At 42.9% G+C, this 25,125-nt stretch carries 17 protein-coding genes and 2 pseudogenes; 5 read left to right on the top strand and 14 right to left on the bottom strand.

All coding sequences use genetic code 11. The features are described from left to right. The coding region (locus tag L6R44_RS16790) for a hypothetical protein (protein ID WP_237424843.1) at positions 1–920 on the bottom strand (920 nt) is incomplete at its 3' end. Positions 921–1,917: 997 nt separating this feature from the next. Here L6R44_RS16790 and L6R44_RS16785 point away from each other — a divergent pair. Together L6R44_RS16785 and L6R44_RS16780 are read left to right on the top strand one after the other, a co-directional pair. Further along, positions 1,918–3,065 (top strand): annotated as a pseudogene (locus L6R44_RS16785) (IS3 family transposase). A 235-nt stretch (positions 3,066–3,300) separates the two neighbouring features. Further along, positions 3,301–3,930 carry a helix-turn-helix domain-containing protein gene (locus tag L6R44_RS16780; RefSeq protein ID WP_237424842.1) on the top strand — a complete coding sequence of 210 codons (630 nt, stop codon included), beginning with the start codon at positions 3,301–3,303 and terminating at the stop codon, positions 3,928–3,930. 51 nt (positions 3,931–3,981) lie between these two features. Here the strand turns inward: L6R44_RS16780 and L6R44_RS16775 are convergent, their stop codons facing one another. From L6R44_RS16775 to L6R44_RS16750, 7 genes are all read right to left on the bottom strand, one after another. After that, positions 3,982–4,584 carry a hypothetical protein gene (locus L6R44_RS16775; RefSeq protein ID WP_237424841.1) on the bottom strand — a complete coding sequence of 201 codons (603 nt, stop codon included), beginning with the start codon at positions 4,582–4,584 and terminating at the stop codon, positions 3,982–3,984. 26 nt (positions 4,585–4,610) lie between these two features. Further along, positions 4,611–4,895, bottom strand: coding sequence for a helix-turn-helix transcriptional regulator (locus L6R44_RS25040; protein ID WP_442876510.1), 285 nt, complete (start codon positions 4,893–4,895; stop codon positions 4,611–4,613). Positions 4,896–5,257: 362 nt separating this feature from the next. Further along, on the bottom strand, positions 5,258–5,782 hold the full coding sequence (locus tag L6R44_RS16770) for a fimbrial protein (RefSeq protein WP_237424840.1): 525 nt from the start codon (positions 5,780–5,782) through the stop codon (positions 5,258–5,260). A 14-nt stretch (positions 5,783–5,796) separates the two neighbouring features. Further along, positions 5,797–6,804 carry a fimbrial protein gene (locus tag L6R44_RS16765; RefSeq protein WP_237424839.1) on the bottom strand — a complete coding sequence of 336 codons (1,008 nt, stop codon included), beginning with the start codon at positions 6,802–6,804 and terminating at the stop codon, positions 5,797–5,799. A 71-nt stretch (positions 6,805–6,875) separates the two neighbouring features. Further along, entirely contained in the window at positions 6,876–9,401 is a 2,526-nt protein-coding gene (locus tag L6R44_RS16760; protein ID WP_237424849.1) for a fimbria/pilus outer membrane usher protein, read from the bottom strand. A 48-nt stretch (positions 9,402–9,449) separates the two neighbouring features. Next, complete coding sequence (locus L6R44_RS16755; protein WP_272930120.1) at positions 9,450–10,127, bottom strand: fimbrial biogenesis chaperone; 678 nt, start codon at positions 10,125–10,127, stop codon at positions 9,450–9,452. A 61-nt stretch (positions 10,128–10,188) separates the two neighbouring features. Then, positions 10,189–10,719: a fimbrial protein gene (locus L6R44_RS16750; RefSeq protein ID WP_237424838.1), complete on the bottom strand. Its 531-nt coding sequence runs from the start codon at positions 10,717–10,719 to the stop codon at positions 10,189–10,191. Between the two features lie 473 nt (positions 10,720–11,192). Here L6R44_RS16750 and L6R44_RS16745 point away from each other — a divergent pair, with 473 nt between their 5' ends. Then, positions 11,193–11,891, top strand: coding sequence for a helix-turn-helix domain-containing protein (locus L6R44_RS16745; RefSeq protein WP_237424837.1), 699 nt, complete (start codon positions 11,193–11,195; stop codon positions 11,889–11,891). Positions 11,892–12,512: 621 nt separating this feature from the next. After that, positions 12,513–13,182: pseudogene (locus L6R44_RS16740) on the top strand (phage integrase family protein). Positions 13,183–13,888: 706 nt separating this feature from the next. Here the strand turns inward: L6R44_RS16740 and L6R44_RS16735 are convergent. Further along, a complete protein-coding gene (locus L6R44_RS16735; protein WP_237424836.1) occupies positions 13,889–16,099 on the bottom strand; it encodes an AAA family ATPase in 2,211 nt (736 codons plus the stop codon). Positions 16,100–17,181: 1,082 nt separating this feature from the next. Here L6R44_RS16735 and L6R44_RS16730 point away from each other — a divergent pair. Further along, positions 17,182–17,478 carry a helix-turn-helix domain-containing protein gene (locus tag L6R44_RS16730; protein WP_237424835.1) on the top strand — a complete coding sequence of 99 codons (297 nt, stop codon included), beginning with the start codon at positions 17,182–17,184 and terminating at the stop codon, positions 17,476–17,478. A gap of 764 nt (positions 17,479–18,242) precedes the next feature. Here the strand turns inward: L6R44_RS16730 and L6R44_RS16725 are convergent. The 5 genes from L6R44_RS16725 to L6R44_RS16705 form a co-directional block, all read right to left on the bottom strand. Then, positions 18,243–18,791, bottom strand: a complete 549-nt coding sequence (locus tag L6R44_RS16725) for a fimbrial protein (RefSeq protein WP_237424834.1) — start codon at positions 18,789–18,791, stop codon at positions 18,243–18,245. Between the two features lie 103 nt (positions 18,792–18,894). Beyond that, the gene (locus tag L6R44_RS16720) at positions 18,895–19,869 is read right to left on the bottom strand and encodes a fimbrial protein (RefSeq protein ID WP_237424833.1); all 975 of its coding nucleotides are present in this window, start codon (positions 19,867–19,869) and stop codon (positions 18,895–18,897) included. Positions 19,870–19,880: 11 nt separating this feature from the next. Then, positions 19,881–22,337, bottom strand: coding sequence for a fimbria/pilus outer membrane usher protein (locus tag L6R44_RS16715; RefSeq protein ID WP_237424832.1), 2,457 nt, complete (start codon positions 22,335–22,337; stop codon positions 19,881–19,883). Positions 22,338–22,351: 14 nt separating this feature from the next. Beyond that, positions 22,352–23,059 carry a fimbrial biogenesis chaperone gene (locus L6R44_RS16710; RefSeq protein WP_237424831.1) on the bottom strand — a complete coding sequence of 236 codons (708 nt, stop codon included), beginning with the start codon at positions 23,057–23,059 and terminating at the stop codon, positions 22,352–22,354. A gap of 1,444 nt (positions 23,060–24,503) precedes the next feature. After that, positions 24,504–25,100 (bottom strand): helix-turn-helix transcriptional regulator, encoded by a 597-nt coding sequence (locus L6R44_RS16705; RefSeq protein WP_237424830.1) that lies wholly within the window; start codon positions 25,098–25,100, stop codon positions 24,504–24,506. Positions 25,101–25,125 lie beyond the last annotated feature (25 nt).

Here is a 25,125-nt window from a genome sequence, read left to right as displayed (position 1 = left end):
ATATTATATATTAGTCTCATTCTACAATTTCCACATAACTTATCAGAGAAACAGTTCAGACAGTTTATGTTTTTTGATTTCATCACATTAAACCTGAACTCGTCATCACTGAACACGCCATATTTTTCCGTGACGTTTTTTGTGGTTTGAGAAAGAAAAACACCAAATTCCATTAGATTAGGATTGTTACGTTCATTGTATAGTTTAATTATAAATTCTTCAGGATTATCGCTAATTTTTTTTAATAACAAGGCTCTATCGATATTTCCCTCAATCCCCGGAAGTATGAGTGATAATGCATGTTTTTTTTCAACAACCCACTTACTAATTGATAACATTGCACATGGCTTAATATATAATAGTGAAAATGGTCTTGTCACCCGCCGCCTTATTTTTTTAAGTTCTGCCTTAAGTGGAAGATGTTCGATAAACTCACCGTCATGAAGGGGGCCCCCTAAAATCAATCGTGTCATGATGTCAACTGAATGCTTTGCCTCTCTTCCTGTCATTTCAGAAAGTGTTCTTTTGTGCCTGTTACAATACAGGTTTCTTTCCCATTCCTTTTTAAAATAACCGATCCCATAAAGTTTAAAGCATTCGTCGAGACATTCCTTACAGAATCGAACAAAAAAAAAGCCTCTGTCATTAAGAACAGCAACGCCTTGTTGAAGAAATCTGTTAAGTTCATTTAAATGAGAGTATGGTTGCTCAAGTGAAATTTTCTCACGCTGAGTTCTGTTAATCATCAAGTATAAAGCTTTTTTATTAATCCGCCCATAGATAGGCAAAAGTTCTTCTTTAGCAATGATCGTTGTTCGTACCATACCATTCATTCTGAAAATATTTGAGAAATCCAGGTAACCATAAATTAACTGAGTTCTGAACAAAAAGCTGAAAAAACTTTCATCCTGAAAAATCATTCGCCCTCCCTGACACTTAAAACAGAAATTATTTGAATCGTTAATTGAAGAATTATTTACCCCCTCAAATGAATTGTCAACTGAAGAATCATGCACCTCATTAAATAATCTGGCTGTGACGTCATTTTACTGTCACTCAGATACAAAAGGCTAACGAATTAGCCAAAGAATGTGATTTTTTTCTCTTGCAGTTTAGGTGTTAAAATGCAGCCATTACGTTATAAGACTTTTATACTTTTCGTACGTAAAAAATCAACAGGCAGTTATAGTAAGACTATGCACTGGCATCTGAATGATCGGTCTGTAAAAGAGAAAATTTAGCGTAAAAATAATTAACTGACTAATAATCTTGTTTGTGAAAAGGTTGGCAACCACATTCAGAGAAATCCGGTCTTCATGACTTTACGCTACGCTACGTTGCCTTATAATTATCCCGAATGAACTATCTTTAAAGCCTGTCAAATGACATTATGCCGCCTTGCCATATATGCCGTTCGGCTTTTACACCTCATCAGTTGCGAATGCACACATCTTTTTCGGGCGTCAGATTACGCCCCCCGTAACGTAGCATCTCTAGGCTATAGTTCTGAGGTGTCATGACAGCCGACTGGAAAAGACAAATAGTCTTCGCACTTCTCAACTCTGTGTTTCTGTCGAAATTGGGACCTACTGTCGGTTTCATGGATATTTGTAAAGAGGCTTACACGAATCTCGGTCAGTTCACTTGTCACACCCTGCACCACTCCTTCCGAACAAAAGCTAGTGAGCTGACCTTGGTTCATTTTACAACTTATAGACTGTATTCTTGAATTAACACCATATAAGTTGTTAAATGAGTTTCCAGATGCATGAATAGGACGCAGGCACAGCGATTGTGAAGAGACAATAAAGTTGTATATTAAGCGCCAAAGTTGTAAATCAACACGGTGAAAAATGAATCGCCACGGCTTTAACAGACACCTCGGAGTCATTTAAGATGGCTTAAAGAGAGGTGCCCATGAGCGGTAAGCGTTATCCCGAAGAGTTTAAATTCGAAGCAGTCAAACAGGTTGTTGATCGCGGCCATTCTGTTTCCAGCGTTGCAACACGTCTCGATATCGCCACCCGCAGCCTTTACGCCTGGATAAAGAAGTACGGCCCGGACTCATCCACTAATAAAGAACAGTCAGATGCTCAGACCGAGATCCGCCGACTCCAGAAAGAGCTGAAGGGGGTTACCGACGAGAGAGACATATTAAAAAAAGCCGCAGCGTACTTCGCAAAGCTGTCCGACTGAGGTACGCCTTTATCCGCGACAACAGCCGTTGCTGGCCTGTTCGTTTGCTCTGTCGGGTTCTGGATGTCCATCCGAGTGGATTTTATTTCTGGCTTCAGCAGCCACATTCACAGCGTCACCAGACAGACCAGATGCTGACCGGGCAGATCAAACAGTCCTGGCTTGAGTCTGGCTGCGTCTATGGTTATCGCAAGATCTATCTCGATCTGCGTGATACCGGACAACAGTGCGGAGTGAACCGGGTCTGGCGGCTGATGAAGCGCGCCGGAATAAAAGCTCAGGTTGGGTACCATAGCCCACGGGCATGTAAAGGCGAAGCCAGCATCGTGACACCCAACAAGCTCCAGCGGCAGTTCAATCCGAACTCATCGGATGAGCGTTGGGTGATGGACATAACCTACATCCGAACCCACGAAGGCTGGCTGTATCTGGCCGTAGTGGTTGACCTGTTCTCCCGAAAAGTTATCGGCTAGTCAATGCAACCCCGCATGACAAAAGAGATTGTCCTGAACGCATTACTTATGGCGGGGTGGAGGCGTAATCCTCAAAAACAGGTACTGGTTCACTCTGTACAGGGCATTCAATACACGAGCCATGAGTGGCAATCGTTCCTGAAATCACACGGTCTGGAAGGCAGCATAAGTCGTCGCGGTAACTGCCACGACAACGCGGTTGCGGAAAGCTTTTTCCAGCTGCTGAAACGCGAACGGATTAAGAAAAAGATCTACGGAACACGGGAAGAAGCCCGAAGTGATATTTTTGATTACATCGAAATGTTTTATAACAGTAGGCGTCGGCATGGCTCGAGCGATCAGATGCCACCAACTGAATACGAAAACAAATATTATCAACGGCTTGGAAGTGTCTAGATTATCCGTGGCGATTCAAAGTTCAATTAGAAGTTCCACTAAAATTAGCTTGCACAGAAAATAAATGATGGTATGGCCTCAAACCAAAAGGAAGTAGGTTACTTTAATCATTCTTTAAGAGGACTTTTAGGCAGGCATTATAATGATTCAGGAAGGTAAGTAAACATTGAACATTTGTAATATTTGGTAATCAGTACTAAAATAGTTGTATGTATTGTGATTTTAGGAAAAGAGAATGTCTTATCAGACTTTAACTCTCATTAAAAAACCATCCGGTAACGCCAAAGAACTGGCGGAATACTTACTACCTCATTGCGATATTAAAAATTACAAGAAAAACGTAAGGTTATATCTGATATATCAAGATGAGCCTGTATGCTATTTAGTCACTGGAGGTGATGTGTCAATTTACAGAAAGGAAGATCAACTTCTGCTAGTAAATCTTACAACACCTTCGATTATTGGCTTAAGTAAAAACGCAGAACAAATAATCAATATTGTTACGATATCTAAATGTTCTTTAGCCAGAATAAAACGCAGCGATGCACTAAAAATTATTGAAGATAAGAATCTATGGCGATTGTTATCATTTTTCTATATGGACCTTTCAGAGAAACTATATTTGAGTTTTGATATGAACACCAGACTTTCTTCGTATGAAAAAATAAGAATCCAACTCTTTGAACTTATGGCTGAAACCGAAACATATCGCCTAAATATCTCAGCAGAGCAATACATTCGAGATAAAACACTCTTATCACGAAGCGGAGTAATGCGTATTCTTTCCGATCTGAGAAGAGGTGGATATATAGAAATGGAAAGGGGTGTGTTACTAAAAATAAATAGAATACCAGAGCAATATTAACGTTCTTGATTCCAGGGAGTGGTAGTATTCATATAACCGTTAATTTGTAGGTTAATATTTATTCTCGATTTGTTGCAAGCTGGATTTAATACAATGCATCAAATGATTCTCTCTCGTCACACCATAAACTTCCATCAGTCGATATTTATGATTATAAGCTGTTTTATATGAAACACGTAATAATTTAGATATATCAAGCATGTTTAATCCATTGACTAAACATGAGGCTAATATTTTTTGTTGTTTACTTAAATGGTCCCTGCCATAGAAACAAGTTTCGCAAGAAATACAATATTTTCCTTTTTTTATGTTAAGACAATAATCCAGCCCGCTCCTCAAAACCGATACAGGACTGTCATGATATAATATTGTTAAAGATTTTAAACATAGCTGCTTCATCTGAACTGAGGATGTTTGCTGAGGCAAAAGGAGTATAACCCACCCCATAAAGTTTTCATTAAATATTTTATTGCACTGAAATACATCCTGTTCTTCAAGGGCCACAACCATTAAATCTATAATTCTTAAATTATCTTCGTTTAGCTCTTGAACTAAGTTAACTTCTACACACTGGGTTTTAAGTAAATAATTAGTAACTTCATGTATTAACCCTTCTAATAGATAGATATTTTTTGAATGAAAATAAACATTCATCTTACTTACCACTCCAACTTTTTACACTACTTTTTTGCGCTAAAATATTTCATCAGTGATAACATTTCCTTGTTACTTTCAACGTTGAATTTCTTCTTTAATGAATACGTACAAGAATTTATTTTCTGTTGCGGTATGTCGTATTTTTTTGCTATATCCTTTGGAGATCTTCCGGCTAGCATTTCTTTTGCAATATTCGATTCCCAACTAGAAAGATTTTTGTGACAACAGTTTCTACATGAAAACTGATGTGGATAATGGGAAGCGCTATGCCTTTTATTCCAAGCTTGGACGAACTGAGAATAGATCATTTCGAACGATGTGCGCCGTTGGATTAATAATATATCCCTGTAACACAGAGGGATTTTTTGGGATGAAACCGGAACTGAATCAGTAAGGCCAATTATCACACCTTTATTTCTGTATTTGTATTCATTTTTACAAATAAATTCCTCACCACGAAACAGTGAGACGATTATTACTTGAGACTTCCATATTGATTCTGGTGTCACATCGAATGTTATCTCTATACCCTCATTATATTCGGATGCAAAAATCTCACGAAACATTATGACCAGCCCATCTCTAAAATAAAGATCTGGTTCGTTTATTAAAACATTTATCATATTTATCTATATTTTAACCCGCGTATAAGACAGTGCGCAGGATATCCTTATTGATATGTAAAGGTCGCGGTAATCACAGAACTAATTGTTCCTGGGGTGACATTACCTGCTGCAGTGTAAGCTCGCGCCTGCATTTTATATGTAAAAGCATTACTTACAATGTTGCCAGTATAAGACTTTCCATCACCCATTGCTTCACCTGAAAGCATTTGTACCTGTACGGCGACATTCGCGGCAGTGCCCGTATTAGTGTAAAGACTTGCCAGGTCTGAATTGTCTGCTGCTCCGTGCATCGTCATTGTGGCCTTGGTAGTACCAGTGGGACAGGAGTCGATATTAATGTTAAAATTTACCCAGGTTGTTGTTGCTCCTGCCGTTCGAAGGTCTGAAGTCTGAATATTTTGCCCTAAGTCGACAGTTTTGTTGAGACTGTCGTAGCTTACCTGGCAAGGAGATGCTACGACATTGCCTGTGACATTAAGATTTACTGTATCACCAGCCAGAGAATACCCACTCAAAAGAAATACACCAGCGGCTATATTTTTCAGTGAATGCTTGCTTGTTCGTAACATATTATTATCCGTAATTATTGGTAAGTTAAATCCAGCGTTGCAGTCGCATTGGCCTTTCCGCCCGTAACGATAGTTTTAGTCTGATAATAACGAGCCGTGATAGGGAAAGTCTCCGAACCACCTGTTGACTGTTTCAAAACAATACGATTATTTATCACCAGAGGCGAGCCATTATATATAAGCTGCACTCCAACTCCTCCGGCCACATCACTACTGCCCTGACCAGTTAATGCAAGCACACTCGAATTGCTAATATCAGGATTTTGAATTCCCGATAGCCGCACATTTATATTGGCGCCGGCAGTGCAGTTAAGCCCGAGAAATTGTGTGTTTTGTGCAATGGAGGGTGTTGTTCCCACAGTTGTGCCAAAACTTGAAGCAGGTACATCTCCGATAGGAAATGTAAGATTGGATGCATTGATTGAACAAGCGGCTGCTGTTACCACCAATGACCCATTACCTGCCCAGATGTTATTTAAGTTCCATGTTCCACTCTGGTTATTTAATGCATAGGACGACATTACTGTGGGAATAGATGTGACTATACCTGATGTAAGATTATTGCTCAGTTTTACAAACTGCAATGATGACCCAAGTGAGAAATCCTGGTTTGTCCCTTTCGGCAGATGACATGTATATGTTCTGGTCGAGTTGTCGATATGGTCATCAAACTGAACATTACAGAATGACTGAGACCCACTGTTTAATGCGAAATTATACATCACGCCTATGCCGTTTAAATTTGTCGCATAAACATTCGTATATCCTGCAACAGGAGAGGACGGAACTTTGATAGTCCAATATACTTCACTGTCTGCGGTACTATCGCCAGTACAGTTCAGTCCCCAAACGGTACCGTTACTGCTAAATTTTGGCGTTATATAACCGACTGGTGCATCACGTTGAATCGTAACAGAACCATTAAATGTGTAACTCCCGGCACGCGACGTACAACTCGCTGCATAAACATTATGACAAGAAACCCATATAACTACTAAAATAATTAACTTTATTAGTTTCATTGAATTCACCTTAAACGTCGTACGGATAAACGGCGGCATCCATTATTAAATATAACTGGTATTTTCTCAAACTATTGACTGCACAGCGCTTTCAATGTTGTTATTCCTCTTGCCGGTTTATTAGGAAGTGTGAAGTTAGTTGTACATTTTTCACTTCCCCAATTGACCAATAGAATATCTGCACTGGTGATACCGGTTAAATACACCTGTCCTCCCTCGCTGACAATAAATGCATCATCCTTATTATCCTTCTTACCCGCTCTGGTGACTATTGCCCCAAACGGTACAGGTTGTCCATTTCTCTGCGTCAACGTCATTAACACACGCATCCCGACATTAGCCACATAGTCTGCCCGAACCACTGCACCTCGGGTCGGAACGACCGTTTTAGTGGTTAATTCCAGCTCTACATCATCTGGCAGGCTGTCCGTTTGCAGCGACATATCATTTTTGTGATATGGAGTCACGTTACTCACAGCGGTATAGCCGCGCCAGTCGGTTTTTGCGCCGGTCTGGTTCTGGATACCTACGCCTTTTGCACCTGGAGCCTTGATTAATACGTTAGTTTCACCAAGTGGTTGAGAAAAAGTTACCCCGTCGGCATGAGCGATGATGCCGCCCTGCACTCCATAGTTCACGCGATCGCTGTTTTTGTCATAAGCGTAGCCCGTGGCAACTTCAGCGTAGGTCCCCTTATAGTCAGCGTTCATGTTACCGCTGTAACCAATATTATCGGTACCATAGCCCTGTTGTACGTTCCAGTTCAGGGCATTATTTTCCAGAGCAACCCCGTTAATACCAACATTATGAGTTGTGCCATTGTTTTTGCTTGTGTTAATGCTGTAATTTGCCCAAGTTTGCGGCAGGAATTTATTCAGCGGAACACTGATATTAAACGCCAGCATCTGATCTTTATCATAACTTGGTGAGTTACCCGAACTACCGTCATTACCATTTTTACTGAAGGTATAGGTCACTCCATAACTTATGGCATTCCAGTAATTATTATAAGCTACGTTATATGACTCCATTGTCTTACCGGAATTCCAGTAGTCTTCGCGCACTGCACCAAGAGCCAAGGAACCCAAGTTGTCCCCGAGCGTCTGACTCATAGAAAGTTCCATGCGGTTACGGCGACGATTATCCAGAGCGCTGCTGTTTCCATACGAGTCCAGGACTTCCTGCATACCGTAGTATCCACTAGTGGAGTAACGGTAACCTGCTATAGCGAAGTTTGTACCTGTTTGGACAATATTCTTACTGTAACGAACACGCCATGACTGGCCGCTGCTTTTTTCCAGATTATCTGGTGTTGACCATGCCTGGGTTACGTCAGTTGAAAATGCGCCCAGAGCACCCATATTTTTACCAACCCCAAGCGCAATAGATTGGTATTTGCTGGATTCCTGAAAACCACCATACATTGTAAATCCATGTGATAGACCATAAATCCCCGTCATCTGCCCGAAGGGGGTTTTACCCACGCTACCGTCATAGGATCGATACTGGCCACCAGTGATCGCATATTTAAGTCGACCCTCACGCTGTAACACAGGTAAAGAAGCAAAAGGTACTGTGAAGTGCTGTTCACTGCCATCAGCCTCTTTAATTGTTACATCCAGATCGCCTGCCCCACCGGTCGGGTACATGTCGGTAATTTCAAATGCACCAGGCGCTACATAGCTCTGATAAATCACGTAGCCGTTCTGGCGGATGACAACCTGCGCATTGCTACGTGCAATCCCCCTTACTGCCGGAGCATATCCCTTTAGTGAGTCTGGCAACATATCATCGTCGGATGCCATTTGAGCTCCGCGGAATGGCATACTGTCAAACACATCAGCCGGAGCAGAACTGTCACCTGCTGTTAGCTGTGCTTTTAAGGGGATGATGGCTCGCTGGGCATAGGTATAAACTGTATCCCATGAATCTTTACCGTTGCTGTCGCGATTCCATGTTGTGTAGTTACGAAGCCGCCATGGACCAATATTGATACCAGGTCGAAGGTTTGCATACTGGCTATCACTGTTGCCGTTATAACCGCGCCCCCAGTTATTTGCACCACTGATGCTGTAGTTGAGCATCGCAGCAGTTATTCCTTCATCCCACAATTCTGGTTGCACATAGCCACGGGCCTGCATGGATATGGCCGCCTGGGGAATGCTTATAAGCAGGCGCTGTGAGCTGAACTGAAAATCAGTAGATGCCTGCGGAATAGCAGAAATATCTGCGCAGTCACTCCCATCTTTCAGCAAGGCAGTAAACAATTCGGTTTTTACGCCCCAGGATTTAAGCTGTGTAGTGGTAAGGCATGGAACCAACTTCATTTCATCCCCACTACCTACTGTGCTGAAGCGTATATCCTGTGTGTCCACAATTTGTTCATCAAGAACAACATCAACACGATATACTCCCGGAGCCTGTGAACCGGCTTCAAAGGCAGACAGGTCAGCCTTAGGTGCACCTGGATTGTCCAGTTCAAGCAACTCTGGGTTAAAAAAATCACGTGCAGAAGCGAGCTGTACTGAACCCGCAATAGCTACGGCAATCAGTACAGCCAATCGAGCCACTTTAAAATTATTATATGTCCCTGCCATCATAATAAACAGCTCCGACTTAATTAAAAAATTGTTCTTGGAATCAGATTAAATTCCAGATTTATGTTCTACACCGATGCCGCCGTAGTCGTTGATGATTTTGTAAACCACATTTCCGCCGCTGCTCCCTTTTGGTAAATCAAATCGAGCCGTAGCACCCGGCAATACATAACTGACATTTTCCAGTTTCTTTCCACCAACAGAAATCTCATTAAAATTCATAACGTAATTCGTAGGGTTAGTGACCTGAAGTTGATTGCCGGAAAGTTGCCAAGTGAGTTTGTCCGCTAGTTGTTCAGGTAACGTCCCTTTCAAATTTTCTGGCCTGTAAATTAATTTGATTCGTGTTTTGACGGCAACCTGCAAGGAATTCTCGATTCTTATAGCTGAAGGGATTGCTTTAATATTTAACCAGTAAAGACTTTCTTTTTCCTGAGAAAGGGAACCAGCAAGGAGAATACGCTCGATATTTTGCTGACCTTTATCTAAACGATACAACGGTGGTGTTACGATAAAAGGTGCTTTCTCAGCCCCACCAGACTGTGTCTCAACCCAGGACTGAATAAGGTAAGGAGTAGAGTCCGGATTGTTTACGCTAATGGAAGCTTCCTTTTTAGCGCCATCATAAATGACTCTTGTTCCGCCAATTATTACACCTGCACTGGCAACAGTCATACCTGCTGAAAAAACTGCACAGGCAAAAAAGGTTTTACTGAGAAAATACATTTTATACCTCTATAAAAAAGGGGCTGAATTCCAGCCCCGTATTATTTTCCGGTCTGGAAAATTAGTTATAGATAACAGAGAAGTTAGCTACAGAGTTTGCTGGTCCAGCAGTAACGGAAGCAGCAGTTGACTTATACTGTGCGTAGAAGTCCAGAGTATTGTCCTGAGTGCTGCTCAGAGCATAGCTATAGCTGTTCTCGCCATGCAGTGGCAGGTCTGCCTTATCAGCGGTCATCAGGTTGATAGCAACACCGGTAGCAGCACCTGCTACAGAGCTGTCGATTGCCAGCAGAGTAGGATCATTACCTTCTGGTGTACCGTCAAAGCGCACTTTTGCGGAGGTTACTGTGGTCGGGCAGTCTTTCAGAACGATGTCAAATTTCTTAGCTGCAGTTTTGTCACCAACAGCTGCAAATTCAGACTTATTATAAGAACCCAGAACAACAGTCTGGTTCTGAGAGTTAACATCAACAGTACAGGCGGCATCCAGAATTTCACCAGTAAAGTTAACAGTACCTGCAGCTGCGAATGCATTTGACATCGCCAGAGCAGAAGCTACAGTCAGAACAGTAACAATGATATTTTTTTTCATTACAATTTCCTTAATTTATCAGTTTATTTACCGAGTTTTCCCACTAACAAACTTCATGCTGGCTAACTATTTATTGCCTTCCGATTTTATACCAGACCGTCGATTCGGCATGAGCTGAATATATGCAGAGCATGCTCTGACTTTCTAGGAAAATCTCATTGGTTTTTAGTATCACTCGTTTCAACGGGGCTATTTTCAATATGAATATATATAAACTCAAATGTTTTTTAGTCTGCATATAGACCTTTTCGTTAACATAACATTAACAAGTCTGGTTTTAACAAATACACGATTTACACCGCCTGATTTTTAGAATTACATTTCCGCTAATTCTAATGTGATGGCATATATGTTACTTAAAAGTTAAGTGAAAAGTCCAAACAAGGACTGAAACATGATTTATTTATAAAATCTGCAGAGAGATAATCATGACATGAATGTGATAACAATTCTTAATTAATATGGTTGTAGCGATGAATACAAAGTTAGATCTTAACTCTTTGATTCAGTTCAAGCCGATTGAGCAAATTGAAGACATATTTCAAAAAGTTTCACCTTTTGCTGAACCGTTCGTAGCAGCAAGGGGGGAGATTTTACGTTACAAAAGGATGAACACCCATCAGTGCTTTTTGCTACATAGCGGCACTGTGACGCTCAATCGGCGCGGTGATGGAATGGTATTAAATACTGAAAAGGCTCCTTTTATTCTTGGTGTAAGCAACCAATACAGTTCTAACGATAATGTCTATGTCAAAGTTGTTGAAAACTCACAACTCAGTCGCTTAAGCGTTGAACGCTTCAATCTTCTCACAGAAAGCTATAACTTATGGCAGAGTTTATGCTTTGTACTAATTTATAATGCCTCTAGGGTATTTGCGCACAGCACACTGATTTCTCAGATGTCCTCCTATGACCTCATCCGATTTCAGTTGCAGCAACTGATGGACGAGCCCGAGAGGATAAGAAGGACCACAACTGCTGCAAATTACATAATGAACAGAACATATCTGTCTCGTAGTGGGGTAATGCGCATTCTGTCTTTGTTGAGAAGCGAGGGTTATATATCCTTGCAAAGAGGCATTCTTGTTAAGATTCAAGAATTGCCGGAAACTCTTATATTCCCTAAAAATGTATCATGTAAAGAGGAATCTTTTTTCGACAAATCGAAGTGACCAACAATTAACTCTCATTGAAATAATGAGATCAGACCAGTCATTATTTATAAAGAAGCCCCCTCTTTTCTTATGATTCATAAGCCTCTGATAATTCAATGATTACCATCTAGATTAGCATTAAGAATTTCTATTGGACAGTAACCCGTTTAGTTTCTTTTTATCCTATACTTAACGACCAAGAGAGCTAAATGAATACAAGATCGGCTGGTATAATCACAGCTCTTTGGGAATAAGACTCTTTCAAAAAATATAAATCTCCTTAGCAGGATACAGATCCTAGCGATAACCATACATTGACTTTGGAGTGCTTCAACACAGGATTAAGGGCTTTTTCTTATGGCCGTCAAACTTTGCAGGAATGCAGGATTGGCTGATTCTGTCACATTACTAGACAGCAATGGTTCGTTCTGTTCTTTACGGGAATTACAGCACCGCAACTGAGCTGCGGAGAAAGCACTGAGAGATACCGACAACAAGGCATGGGCTTTACTCAGATCCCTGGCTGAAAAAATCAATAAACTGGTTGAGAAATTGATGTCTGATCTCGTTCCATACAGTACTTCACTCTCTCAAATGCTCCGCATCACAGACTATCCGGCTGCTCTTACGTTGTGTTAGATGACGATTGTCCGGTAGAAACTCCCGAAATACTTGCTGGCATCGGAAGTCCGCGCACTGCTCTACTACGTACTCATTCTGCACCGCAAGATGCTGCTGGCAACACTCTAAAACACAGGGCACGCATTATAGAAGTCCAGGCCGTGACCCGGAGTGATTCGTTGGCGCCGCCCTACCCGTTCGTACAGCTGGCTACGTACGCTCGAGCAGCGTACGGAAAAAACGGCCAGAACGGCTGGTAGTGCGCCCGCGGGCAGTCAACCTCACCGACTCATCCCCCTTTCAGATAATCAATACGTCAGCCAGTTGGTGATGATGGTGGCCACAATGAAAATCCCGCTGGAGCGGCGCAATAATCGCACCGGGAGATCACGGACCGTACCATCCGCCCCAGGTTGGGTGAGACCTTGGACGCCGCGGCAGCCGACGAGTTACGTACCCGGTCATGGATAAAACTCCATACTTTCAGTCACTCTAACGCGATGCACATGCTTTACGCCGTATACCGATTAAGATACTGCAGAGCTTAATGGGTTATAAGTCGATCTGTTCGACAGAGGTTTATACGAATGTTTTTGCGCTCGATTTTGCTGCCAGGCACAGGGCACAATTTTCAATGGCAGTAACTGATGCTGATGCTGATGCTGATGCTGTTGTAATGCTTAAATAAGATGAATAAATATTGCAGCGTTATTAGTTAGATCCACACTTGCGATAATAAATTAATTTTGCGTTACGTGAAAACAGACAGAGTTAAAGGGGGTTGTATCGCATCGAGGACAGCCAGTGCAATCAGCACTCACCTTTTAGCAGCGAAGGACGACGGTCTTTTCCCGTAGTCATACTGCTCAGCTCTTGTTCCTGATAGGTGCTCCCAGACGGCTTCGATACGCTCGTAGAACCTTTGAGGGGTTTCACCATGCAGATCCGATTTCCTTCAAAGTCGGAAATATCACGCTCGGCTGCCTGGAGGGAACTTGATTGCGGGACGGCCGTTAACAGCATGAGCAGTGACTTTCATTAGGTTTGGTTATTCAAAGCTGGATGCACATCGCAGTTAGCTCCCGGACAGAATGGGAGCCCTGATTTTCCCTTTTTCAAATGTGGAAATGATTTACGTCAAACCGGAACGGGGCTTATAATCAGCTGTCGTCACCTCGGGTGTTCCCCTCTGCGCTTTTTACCGCCTGTAAATGGTTACAGGGACTTCCGGCAGTAGCCGGACTGTAAAAGGAAACCCGCCATGAAACCGAAAATTGTACCCGTTGTACGGTATACACGTTTTCGTTTCGGGCGCGTAGAGCATGTGCGTAATCACATGCGCTCGCTCCCGACGCGTTAAGTGAACGGTACCCGCAGGTGGCGATACTCTTTGTTTACGCCTCTGTTTCCGGCCGTTCTTCGGATTCACCCATCATGGCAAGATAGTGTTCATGGTCATCAGTGTGAATAAACACTTTCCTGAACATGTTCAGATAGCGTTCCTTATCGATGACGCCGGTGGAGAAAAGATTTCTACCGTCCGAATGCGAGTGGCGGTTGATGGCCCGGTAAAATGAATCATATTCTCCGGCATCGCTGTGTTCCGTTGCCAGAGACTCCAGGGCTTCTTTAAGCTTTTCATTCTTGCAGGCAAAGCTGAAATAATACTCCAGAATATTCCTCATCGTATTGAACAGCACCACGGGCTGGGTTTTCGCATCCCTAACGTCTTTCAGTGTCTGCCATAACGCCTGATATTCATTGAGCATTTCGTGCATGGAAAGCGTTTCGCAGGAACTGTAATCCGACTTGATGATGCGAAACAGCGACCAGTTTGCTGGCGCTTTCCTGCCATCCTGCAGGCGGCCGCTGTTTAGCAGCATTTCCTGGAAGAAAAACATATTATGCGTCAGTATCACCACATGTCTCGCTGCAGCGGCCTTAATTATCTTCCGCTTAATGAGCGCTGCAACTTCATAGATATAGTTATGTGACAGGCTGGAAATCGGGTCATCAATCACAATGAGTTTATTTTCCGGATGGATGGTTTCCGGGGTAAGACTGCCCGAACACGATTCGATGAAATAGAGAAAAGCAACCATTGTTTTCTCACCCTCACTGAGGGATTTGAAGACTTCCGCCTTTTCTGGCTCGCTTCCCCGGCGAAGACGGTACAGTTTCATCTCTGCATCATGGCAGATGATTTCAAAGCCGGTGATCCCCAGCAGCCTGAGATTCGCATTGATACTGTTAATGGTTGGCTGGATGTCGGAGAGCTGTCCGGTCAGCCTGTTCGTCTCATCATCCAGTGTTTTCTTACTGGCAGCCAGGGCGCCGACTTCACGCAATCTGGTGTCGATTTCGTTCTGCAGTTCGCCAAGCTGCCGGTCACGCCCGGCAAAGAACTCCTCACAAATTCCCCTGAGGTGCGCCATAACTTCCGTATACAGGTTCTGTTTTTCCTGACTGAAGTTTTCAGCAAGACGGTTGTTTTCCCGTACCCGGATATTGAAAACGTCCACTTCCTTCCGGAGCTGCACCAGGGGATCCTGAACGTTCTCGGGTTGTACCTGCCGGGAAGGCTCTTTAATTTTAGTAAGGAGCTGCTGTAACAGGATCCGGAAGCCTTTATTGACCGTTTTCACCAGGCTTAAAATCTGACTGTCCTCATCAACGAAAGCATGGGTCGTAACACGGCGTTCAAATTCGGCCAAGGCATCACAGTCCTGAGCAAGTCGTTCTGCGGCCTGGCTCAGCGCCCCGAGAGACGTCTGGTATGACTCATCAAACATCTGAATGAGTTCGTGCGAAAAGGCCGTGACATCCAGGGACTGCTGGCAGAATGGGCAGATATCGTCGTGTATATACTGCTGTCCCTGGCGCACCCAGTCAGCATTACCGATCTTCTGAATGAGAGCAGAGAATTGCGTACTGCTTGCAGGCATCACGGGTTCCTGCATCAGTGTCAGGGTGTCTTCCGTTAAAACAGTTATCGGGGGAATATGAATTTCGGCAACAAACGTTCCTTCGCTCTGACTTAACATCCGCCATTTATCCGCCAGCGCCTCAGCCGTGGTGCTAACCTCCGACAGCGGTGTTGCCACCATACGTTCGTAAAACGATCGTTTAATTTTAGCGCCATCCAGGAAATCGCTGAGGATTTTCCTGTCATTGACTGTCCGGTTGAAAATATCTTTGGCACAGCTGTCAGTGACCGTTTCCTTCATACCTTCCTTCTCGGCGATCTCCTCATTCAGCTTATCTGTCCGGGCACTCAGTTTTGCGCTTTCTTTATTATTACTGTTTATTTTGTCCTGGCTTTCCTGATTGGCCTCGCTGAGGGTGAAGATCCCGGGCTGATAGTCAGAACGGGTGAACTTACTGTCAATGTATTCCTGATTAAAGACCTGAAAGTGGCTGACGTGCGGGCTCTCAAAGGTGCAGAGCCGGTATTTATCCGCCTGCCGGTCATAGAAATAGCCTGATACCGTGGATTTTCCTGAGCCGTTCTGGCCATAGATGAGTGTCACCTTACTGCTGAGATCAAAGCAGATATCCCTGTCAGGCGCGTAGCTTCTGACGCCCCGGATCCTGAGTTGAGCCATTTTTTTCTCCTTGTTGTCCCTGAGTTTGCCCAGTCTTTCCATCGTAACCCACTTTGCATTCGGGTTATGTCATCCCGATCAGATTTATCTTAACCACTCCTGCGCGCTAAACCTGACATGACAGGACGGGATAGCCCGCGGAATTTGTTTTGGTGTATTAATGCAGAGCTGGCAACAAAAATAATGTTTTTGTGCGCTTTGGTTATTAATACCTTAATATCAATAATCTCATTACATTATTGCTTCATATGCAGCAGTATCTTTCCTTCGTCTTGAAGATCCGAAAACCCTGAGTTCCGGATCTTCTTCAATTCCACAGGCGTCCAGCAGCGCAGAAACACAACATACGCCACTCCGTCAGCTGCGCTTTCTGGTATATATTGTGTTTCGCCTCTGCTCCGTGACCGCCCGCTCAGCTGCAGATAACAGCGATATGATTATTTCATTTGCGTGGTACACTTCCGGAAAGTCACGAAGAGGCAGAAAATCGGATCACCACGAGACCAACATCCGGTAATATAAATTTGATATTATTTTTCAGCTAATTATAACCACAATGATGATTGTGATAAGTTTGACATCAAAACGAGGGTAGAATCGCTACGGGTTCAACAGACATACCATAGTTATTTGATATTGATAGAGAAGTTTATGAGCGGTAGGAGTTATTCTTTAAGTATAAAATTTTATCCGTCAAACAGGTGGTTGATTAGGTTCTTTGCGCGTAGGGTCATCGCATGTCCTACTACTCGCTTGTAAAAACAAAGTTACTTTTTACCGCTTGAAAGGGATAAAGAGATAAGACTTCAAAGGGAAACTTAAAAGCATGATTCCCCCTGGAAGCAATTTTTGTCAGTGACATATCTCTTAATCCTGCTCCACAAGCAGTAGGGGTATCTTTAGTGGATAAAAGCAGCAGATACCTGAGCCTTAAACCGGTCTCATGCTTCTTGTAAGTGATGAATAAACAACAATTAAATAGATTTATGTACGTTTGCTTTGTTCATTTAAAGTTACAACTTTAATGTCATTTTTGATTTTAAATATACAACTTTATTGTCACATCACAGCGATTAACTCATATGAATACAGCATACACAATAAAACACCTGAATCAGTTACGTCCAGTATTGATTGGTTTTCGCAAAGAATATGGACTTACACAGAAAGAGGTTTCACAACGACTGGGGGTCACACAACAGGCTTATGCCCGCCTTGAATCCAACCCAGCCAGCGCCAGCTTTGAACGACTGTTCAGAGTGTTTACAGTTTTAGGGATTGAGCTTTCCTTATCTTCGATACATCACTCATCTCCAGTTCCCCCAGCTGGAGTGACAGAAAAATATGATAGTTCTCCGGCCAGAAAAGAGAAATGGTGACGATGCGTATTCATCCACAAAATACCCGGACAGATCACTCTTCTCAAAAAATACCTTCAAATAATTTACTGAAGCCGTAAACAGGTTGGCACAGATGTATACTGCCTACAGCCAGCAGCAACCAGATTTTCTCATGAAAGAATGAGCCGTGTGAGAGCACATCTCTCAGCATCTTGATTTCGCTGTTTTTTATTGTTAACGTTCCCCACCCCCTCACCTTCAGGATATATCCTATGGTAACTGCGGTAACATCAAGATGGCATGGTGATGACTATCAGTCGCGTTTATTCTGGATAAAGGCTGCTGCGTTACGGGACCCTGACACTCCCCACGTAATTAAAGTATCATATGAAGCTGATGGGCCTAAGGCTTTTGACGATGTTATCATCCGCTATTCCCCTTCCCGAGCAAGTTGCGGCTAAGAGCGCATATCTGCTGATTATTTTCAAATTAAATTTCACGTAGTCAGAGCGGGCCGGTTTGGATATGAAGACTTAGTTTTGCCCGAGTTTATAGGCGCTCAGATCATATCATTGCAGGAAAGGCTTCAGGAGGCGAAGTTATCATCTTCTGGGGATTCTGCATTCCATCTGGTCACTACTGGCAGAATTAAAGGTGGAGTCATTGATATTTAATTTTATCGCTTTTATTCATTCTTGTTGCAACACTTTTGACTTTCTCTCCTATAGAAATATGAACCCCCCAGCCTAGCTGGGGGGTTCTGTGCATAGAAAATCTCCTCACCAAAGGTGAGGAGAGGTAAATCACAGGCGATCAAGCTGAATAGTCAGGGAACCTTGCACTGATCCCTGTACCGGGGTCTGGCCATTGAGTTTTACCAGGCCGAGCCCCAGAGTGGTTCCCGTTCCTTTCTCTACTGGCAACGTACCACTGTTAACGGGTACGATTTTACCGGCAGCGTCATACAGAGCAATCCCTACACCGGTAGCGACGCCTTCTCCAGTAGCGACGTTAGCCAGTACGTTGCCATCTCCATTATCGACTGTGCCAACGAATCGATAAGCAAGTTTGCCCTCATCCGCAAGTGAGTTGCAAATAGCGGATGCGCTTTCACCAAATCCGGTTACATTGAGTTGAATGAGCTTGGCTGGCAGAGTTTCGACCCCCTGAGCAACCATTTTTGCGAGATCTCCGTCAACTTTGACTGAACTCTCCGTCAAGTTAACCGCGCAGCCCATATCGCTGTTGGTTACTGAACCCGTTACATTCAGCGTGGCGGATACATCCTGGGCCTGCGCTGCCCCCATCACAAACATTGCTGAAATAGCTAAACCTAAAAATGACTTCTTCATACTGATATCCTTGTATTTTCCTTGAAATTAAAATAAGCGAAGAGCACTTGCGTTCTTAAGAGCGTAAGTAGTCTTCCGTATTTTTTATTTATGCTTAAGTAGACTACAGATAATTAATATGTAGCGTAATTTGCGCTTTAACGTTTCCTCCTGAAATAGATTGTTCCGTTCTGGCATAACGTACGGAAAACGGTAGCGGAAATCCCATTTGTTGTTGAGGCATTGCAATATCTACAGGATGGCCAGGCTGCATAACGATGCCGTTAAATGTCATTTCAATACCGACGCCTTTTGCCGGGGTGTCCGTGGCAACATTTTCGAAAACAGTTGTATTATTCGCTGCATAAACACCTTCAATTTTAATGCTTGCATGGTGGGTATTCAGGCACTGTAAATTGACACTAACAGGCCAGTCAGCACCATGACGATGATCCAGTAGCTCTTTTGCATCGATGGGAGTGAGATCAATTTGTGGTTGAGGTATTAAAATTGAGCAATGCGCTTTTGCAGCAATAACATTAAGTGCCAGGTTTACTACCAGTGAATTATCACTTAGGGTCAGTAGTGACGGTAGCATTTCACTGAGCATATCCCCCTCTATTTGGCCAGTTTTTATTGCTTCAAACCTTAATTTAATATCATCCGTAGTCAGCCCCTTTTGCATGACTTCGTCGAGAGTAGCGTTGAAAGGCAACTGCCACTCCTTATATGCCATACCGGGTTTGTCATAGATCACCGTGATACGAACCCCAAGTCCCGGTAAAGCCGTAGCCCAGATATTTTTCCCACTTTGAGCGCTGCTGATACGACCATTCAGCGTCTGATGAATTTTTTTCATACAAGCGGGGAGAATTTGACGATGAGTCCCCGTTAGTTGCGCCAGTGACTGCTCTTTCTTGTACAGTACGGTACCTATGGAAACCGATGCCATAGTAGTCGGTAGCTGCACTGAGACAGGTACTGTAAGGCTCTGGCGTTTAACCTGTGGATTGAGCGAACATGGATCTTCCTGAGCTAGGGCCACTTCCGTCCAGAGAGCTAGGCTACATAACAACAGTGTAAGCAGGCGTAATTTCATCATCATTATCCTTAATGACACACAACGGATAGTATTGCGACAGGGAGCTTTTCACCCCCTTTTTCTGGCAGCTTATAAGGTGCTGAACAGGTTTGATTATCTCCCCAGCGAAATGTTACGCTTCCGCTGTCAGGTGCTGCGTTCAGATAAACTTGTCCCATATCGCCGACATAATAAGTGTCGTCACTGCCCTCAATATTTGCCCGTGCGCCAAATGGCACTATTTTCCCCTGGTGGGTCACCGTCATGACCACCTTACGCCCGCTTATGGCTTCAAATTTCGCCAGTACAATTGCGTCCTTAGTCGGCACAACCTGAGCAGAAGTGCTGACAAAATCCACATCTCTGTTGGCATGGCTATCAATGCTGAGAGAATTACGACGATAAGTTTGCAGATCAGGAACGATCGCATAACCACGCCAGTCAGTGGAAATATTCAGCCCCCCATCTAGAGGTATATCAGCGACTTCCGGAATAGCGACAAGCGCAAGACTGTTATTCGAGTAACGGCCTGCCGTCACGCCATGACGATGGGCAACAATACTTCCGGAAGCATTCCAGGAGAAATATTGGTTGTGTTCGGCGTTGTAAGTGACATTCATATCACCATATTTTCCCTGATAATCGAGGCCCATAGAACCGCTCTGCGTATCACCACCTTCGCGCCCTGTGTCACTGGAAATCTGCATATTCCAGTTGAGATCCTGACGTTCTCCCACTTTGCCAGCGATCCCCATCTGCTGGCTTACATCGCCTTTCATCCCCGATGTAGTGGTATAGTTAATCATGGGCTGAGAGGCAGGGAACCATTCACCTAACGGAACGGAAAGCGTGAACGCCAGTTGTTTATCCCATTCAGCATCGCTTTCGTTTCGCGTCATACTCCAGGCAAGCGAAAAGCTCGTCAGCTTCCATGAACCATTCCAGCCGATCTGCCATGAACGGGAGATGCTGTTATCGGCACTTTCCGTCCGGCTCAGCGTGGCGTACAGGCTATGTTCGGCCGTGAGTCCCTGGTTAAGCGTTAAGTTGTATTCCCGACGCTTGCGACTGTCCTGAAACAGATCTTGTGTATTGGCCCAATCGTTGAAAGGCAGGTAGTCGTGTCGATAATGACGATTGTCCAACTGAATTTGCGTATTCGATTCCAGGATGCTATTGCGGTAAGTCAGACGCAACATATCTCCAGTGTATTCAGGTGTGTTTTCACGTTGCGCACGGCTATGGGTATTATCTACGGCGATTCCACCAAAGCGCTGCAAGTCAATCCCTATGCCCGTGCTGAATGCCTTAAATTGATCCTGCAACTGACTTCCGCCATACAGCGTGGTATTCATAGGCAAACCATAGGATAACGTGAACTGAGCGATTTCAGGGTTATCCATGACAGCCCCCTCGTTTGACAGAAAATGCCCGCCAACGAGGCTGTATTTGAATTGTCCAAGGCGCAGCAATTGCGGCACATTTGAGTAAGCGACTGTGCTTTGAGACTCAGAACCATCAGCTTCCGTCACCGTAACGTCCAGCTTGCCACCATTAGAAACGGCAGAGAGATCGCTAATGACAAAAGGACCTGGCGGCACATTGCGCTGGTAAATAACATAACCATTATCTCTGACTGTCACCTTAGCGTTACTTTTTGCAATCCCGCGAATGAGCGGTGCAAACCCATTCAGTTGCTCAGGAAGCATGTCATCATCAGAGCTAAGTTGGACGCCGCGGACCAGTAGACTATCGAAAACATCCGCTGGTGTACTTGCATCTCCCACTGTGAGTTCACCCTTGAGCGAACGTACGGCGGTTTCCGCATAGCTGGAAATACTTTTCCAGCCCGTATCGTTGCTAAGGGTGGAATTATTCCGGTATCGCCAGCGGCCAATATTTACTCCATTTGTCAGGTTTGCGAAAACAGAATCTTTAGTGTTCGTACTCTGTTGGATATACTGCTGTCCTGACAACTGGTACTGAGTAATAAGCGCAGGAATGCCATCATCCCATTCTTCCACGGGAATACCCTGTTCATTTTCATCCTGTAAAAGGGTTTGCGGTATCGAGATATCAAGCTGGAGTGTTGCAAAGTCATAAACGACTTTTGTACCCGGCAGTTGTTCCTCCATTGGCTTACAGGCATTCGTCAGCTCGTTATCATCATTTTTTGAGTCAACTTTGTTCATATCCACCCCAAGCTTCTGATAGGTATTAAAAGATAAACAAGGAATGAGCTGTTTATCTTTATTCAGTTCAAACCTAATAGCACTCACCAATCTCTCTTTACCATTAACGTCAATATGCACCTGATAAGTCCCAGCAGGTTGGTAACCCTGACTTAATAGGGTTGTATCATTGATTGTTGCTCCACCATTAACAGTCTGCAGCAACCCTGGATCGAAATATTCCCCTGCATACAAAGGACGAAGTATCCCTGACGCGACGAATAAAGCAAGCCACGAAATCCTTGTGTTTTGCATAATAATTTAAATTTTCAATCAAGATGTTGGTTGTATTTTTTAGAAATAACACCAAAATCATTAATTGCATCCCATTCCACACTAGCATTAGCCGATAATGTATGTTTGATTTGATAAGACTTATAGCCAAATGCCGGAATAACCGTGTTATTACTCACGACCGAAACCGGGACAGACTCTTTATCAATAAGAACCTCGCTTAATACCAGATTAAACGGTGAGTTATTATTAACAGTAACACTACTACCCGAACGTGACCACTGCAACTTCTCCACGGCCTCACCAGGATCTCCCTTCAGGCCAGCCGGACGGAAAAAGAACTTAATACGGTTATTAACGGCTAACACCATTCGGTTTTCGACTTTTGCTTCTGAGTCGGTAAGCCCAGGAATCCCTTTTACATCCAGCCAAAACAAGCTTTCGCGATCGGCTGGCAATCCATTGCCAAGATAAACCACTCGAATCACGTTATCGCTCTTTGGAGTCAGACGAAACAACGGCGGTGTTACCACAAATGGCAATTTTTTCGTGGCCGAGGTCTCTCCCGCGTCAATCCAGGACTGAATAAGATAAGACCGCTGCTCATCACTATGGATCGTTACTGATGCATCTCCATCTTTTTCATTATAAACGAGACGATCAGCGTTTAATGTTAACGCGGCATTTGCCGCTCCCGACAATACAAATAATGACAGGATAAGAGGCGATACTTTTTTTCTCATTGCTCGCTATACTTTTGGTGGCAAAGTAAAATATTTTCCCCTTTGCAGGGAAAAAAAGTCTTATGAAAGCTACAACATACCTTTCGTAAGATGATTTTTAACAGGTAATATAAATGGCGTCAAGAAGTCACTTAAGGGCAGTTTTTTGCAGAATCGAGCATATATAACCCACATGAATACATCTAGGCATCATTTATTATATTGTTTGCTATACCACTAACAAATCATAAAAAAAATCCAAATGTAGACCAAATATCAGATATAACCATTAGACAGCAAATGCATAGCTCTTGACTTTTAAATATTGAACCATTCAATTTAATTGAATTATTTCCGCATATTATAAATAAATAACCATTACAATATGAAACCATATGTTAATGCATTGGTGTTTTTATTTTTTACTAACTTTCTGAGAAAACAGCACAGCGATGCCTGACATAAAAAAGAGCTTTACCAAATATCTTTTCCTTCCTAGATGGACACGAAATATAGCTCCTCTGCATTTCCTTCGTGATTGCAACAAAAAAGATAATCTACGTACTTTTTTCTACACAAAATTGCTATAGTAAGATCCGCTCTTTCCACGAAGTAGATTTCTTGACCTAAGGAACTTGTATTTATTTCACCCTTTATTTCAGTTTTGGTCCAGGCATCCACGCAAACTCTCCCCCAATTTTCGTTACCAGGATCGCCCTTGCCTTATGGCGTGACCGGAAATCGCCATATTATTGGGGCCAATTATCGTGCCGCCGAGGCTCAGAATGATGCGAATGTCCGTAATGACTCGGGCTTACGTCAGGATGGCCTCGAAAGGGGTGTGAGTAGAATGCGTCGACTAGCTGTGCATGGCGCTGTCGCGGAGAGACCTTCCAGGACTGGGATTACCGTACTCAGAGTGAAGTTATAAGAGATATGCTTCAGTTACTTAGGGAGATGTTGGCTGTCCCCTGCGCGATCTACTGGCTGAAAGGATAAATAACGGAAATGTAAAACCATGCACAGGGATTCGTTCATGATAACACGCAGAGCCGGAGCGACGAATGAAAGAGATTGGATTTACATTAAGAGCGACAGAAGGTCTGGTTGCTATCTGGGGCTACAGTTTCAAACAGTTCGTGCTCGTCCAACCGGATAATCATGCGGGATATTTACAATTATATCAGACGGATAACATTTGTTATTGAAATACTGACCATGCATGAAATTGTAGCGCAGATTGCAGGATATGGAGAAAATATTTTCTTCCTGACAAAGAAATGGTAAATGCTTTTGTTAAGCCATCTTACTAGACTTTTAAAACCATCTTTATACTTAGCCAAACTCAGGACACATAAGGGATTGAAGTTGGAATATTAAAAATATGTTAATTCAAAATTTAATTTTTATAATTTATCGTATAAAACCAAATAACTCCTCGCATGTAAATAATAAACAACAACCACTATACAAACCCAAGTTTATACACTAAATTTAACATATCACTATCACAGTTCAAACCAAAGTTTTTATAGATGCAACGCTTATAATAATAGAATGTTTTTATGCTTATATTTATACTATTTGCTGCTTCTTTCGAAGATAGACCCTTAGCCATCATTTTTAGAAGATTAACCTGCACAGGGTTTAATTTAATTGATTTACAATTATAACAACCAACCCATTTGTAATAGGAAGTGGTCGTATTGTCTCTTAAATGGTTTAAAGTAAAGATATTTAGTAACTTTAAGAATTCTTCAACGCTAGTTTTACACCCAATAGTAATTATGCCCTTAAAACAATTTGGCAAATCTTTTTCATTGATTTTCTGATTAGTCACCCCAATTAAGATGGGGGCATTAAATTTAATGTGTTGCGGGCAGGCATATAACTCACCGTTAATAAAATGATGAATTATAACATTCGGTGTATATTGCAATTCTCTCTCATCACCAAAACTAAATGAAATAGCAACATTCAATTTGTTAAAAAATAGTTTTAAAAGTTCCTGCAACCCAAGTGAGTAAAATAAATCATCAATGTTAATATGTATCTTGAGCATTTTATTTCAATATTGCTTTAATTGT

The sequence above is a fragment of the Enterobacter cloacae complex sp. ECC445 genome, assembly GCF_021892025.1.
In the GTDB taxonomy this organism is placed as follows: Bacteria; Pseudomonadota; Gammaproteobacteria; order Enterobacterales; family Enterobacteriaceae; genus Enterobacter; species Enterobacter chengduensis.
This window is presented reverse-complemented; position numbering and strand designations above follow the sequence as displayed.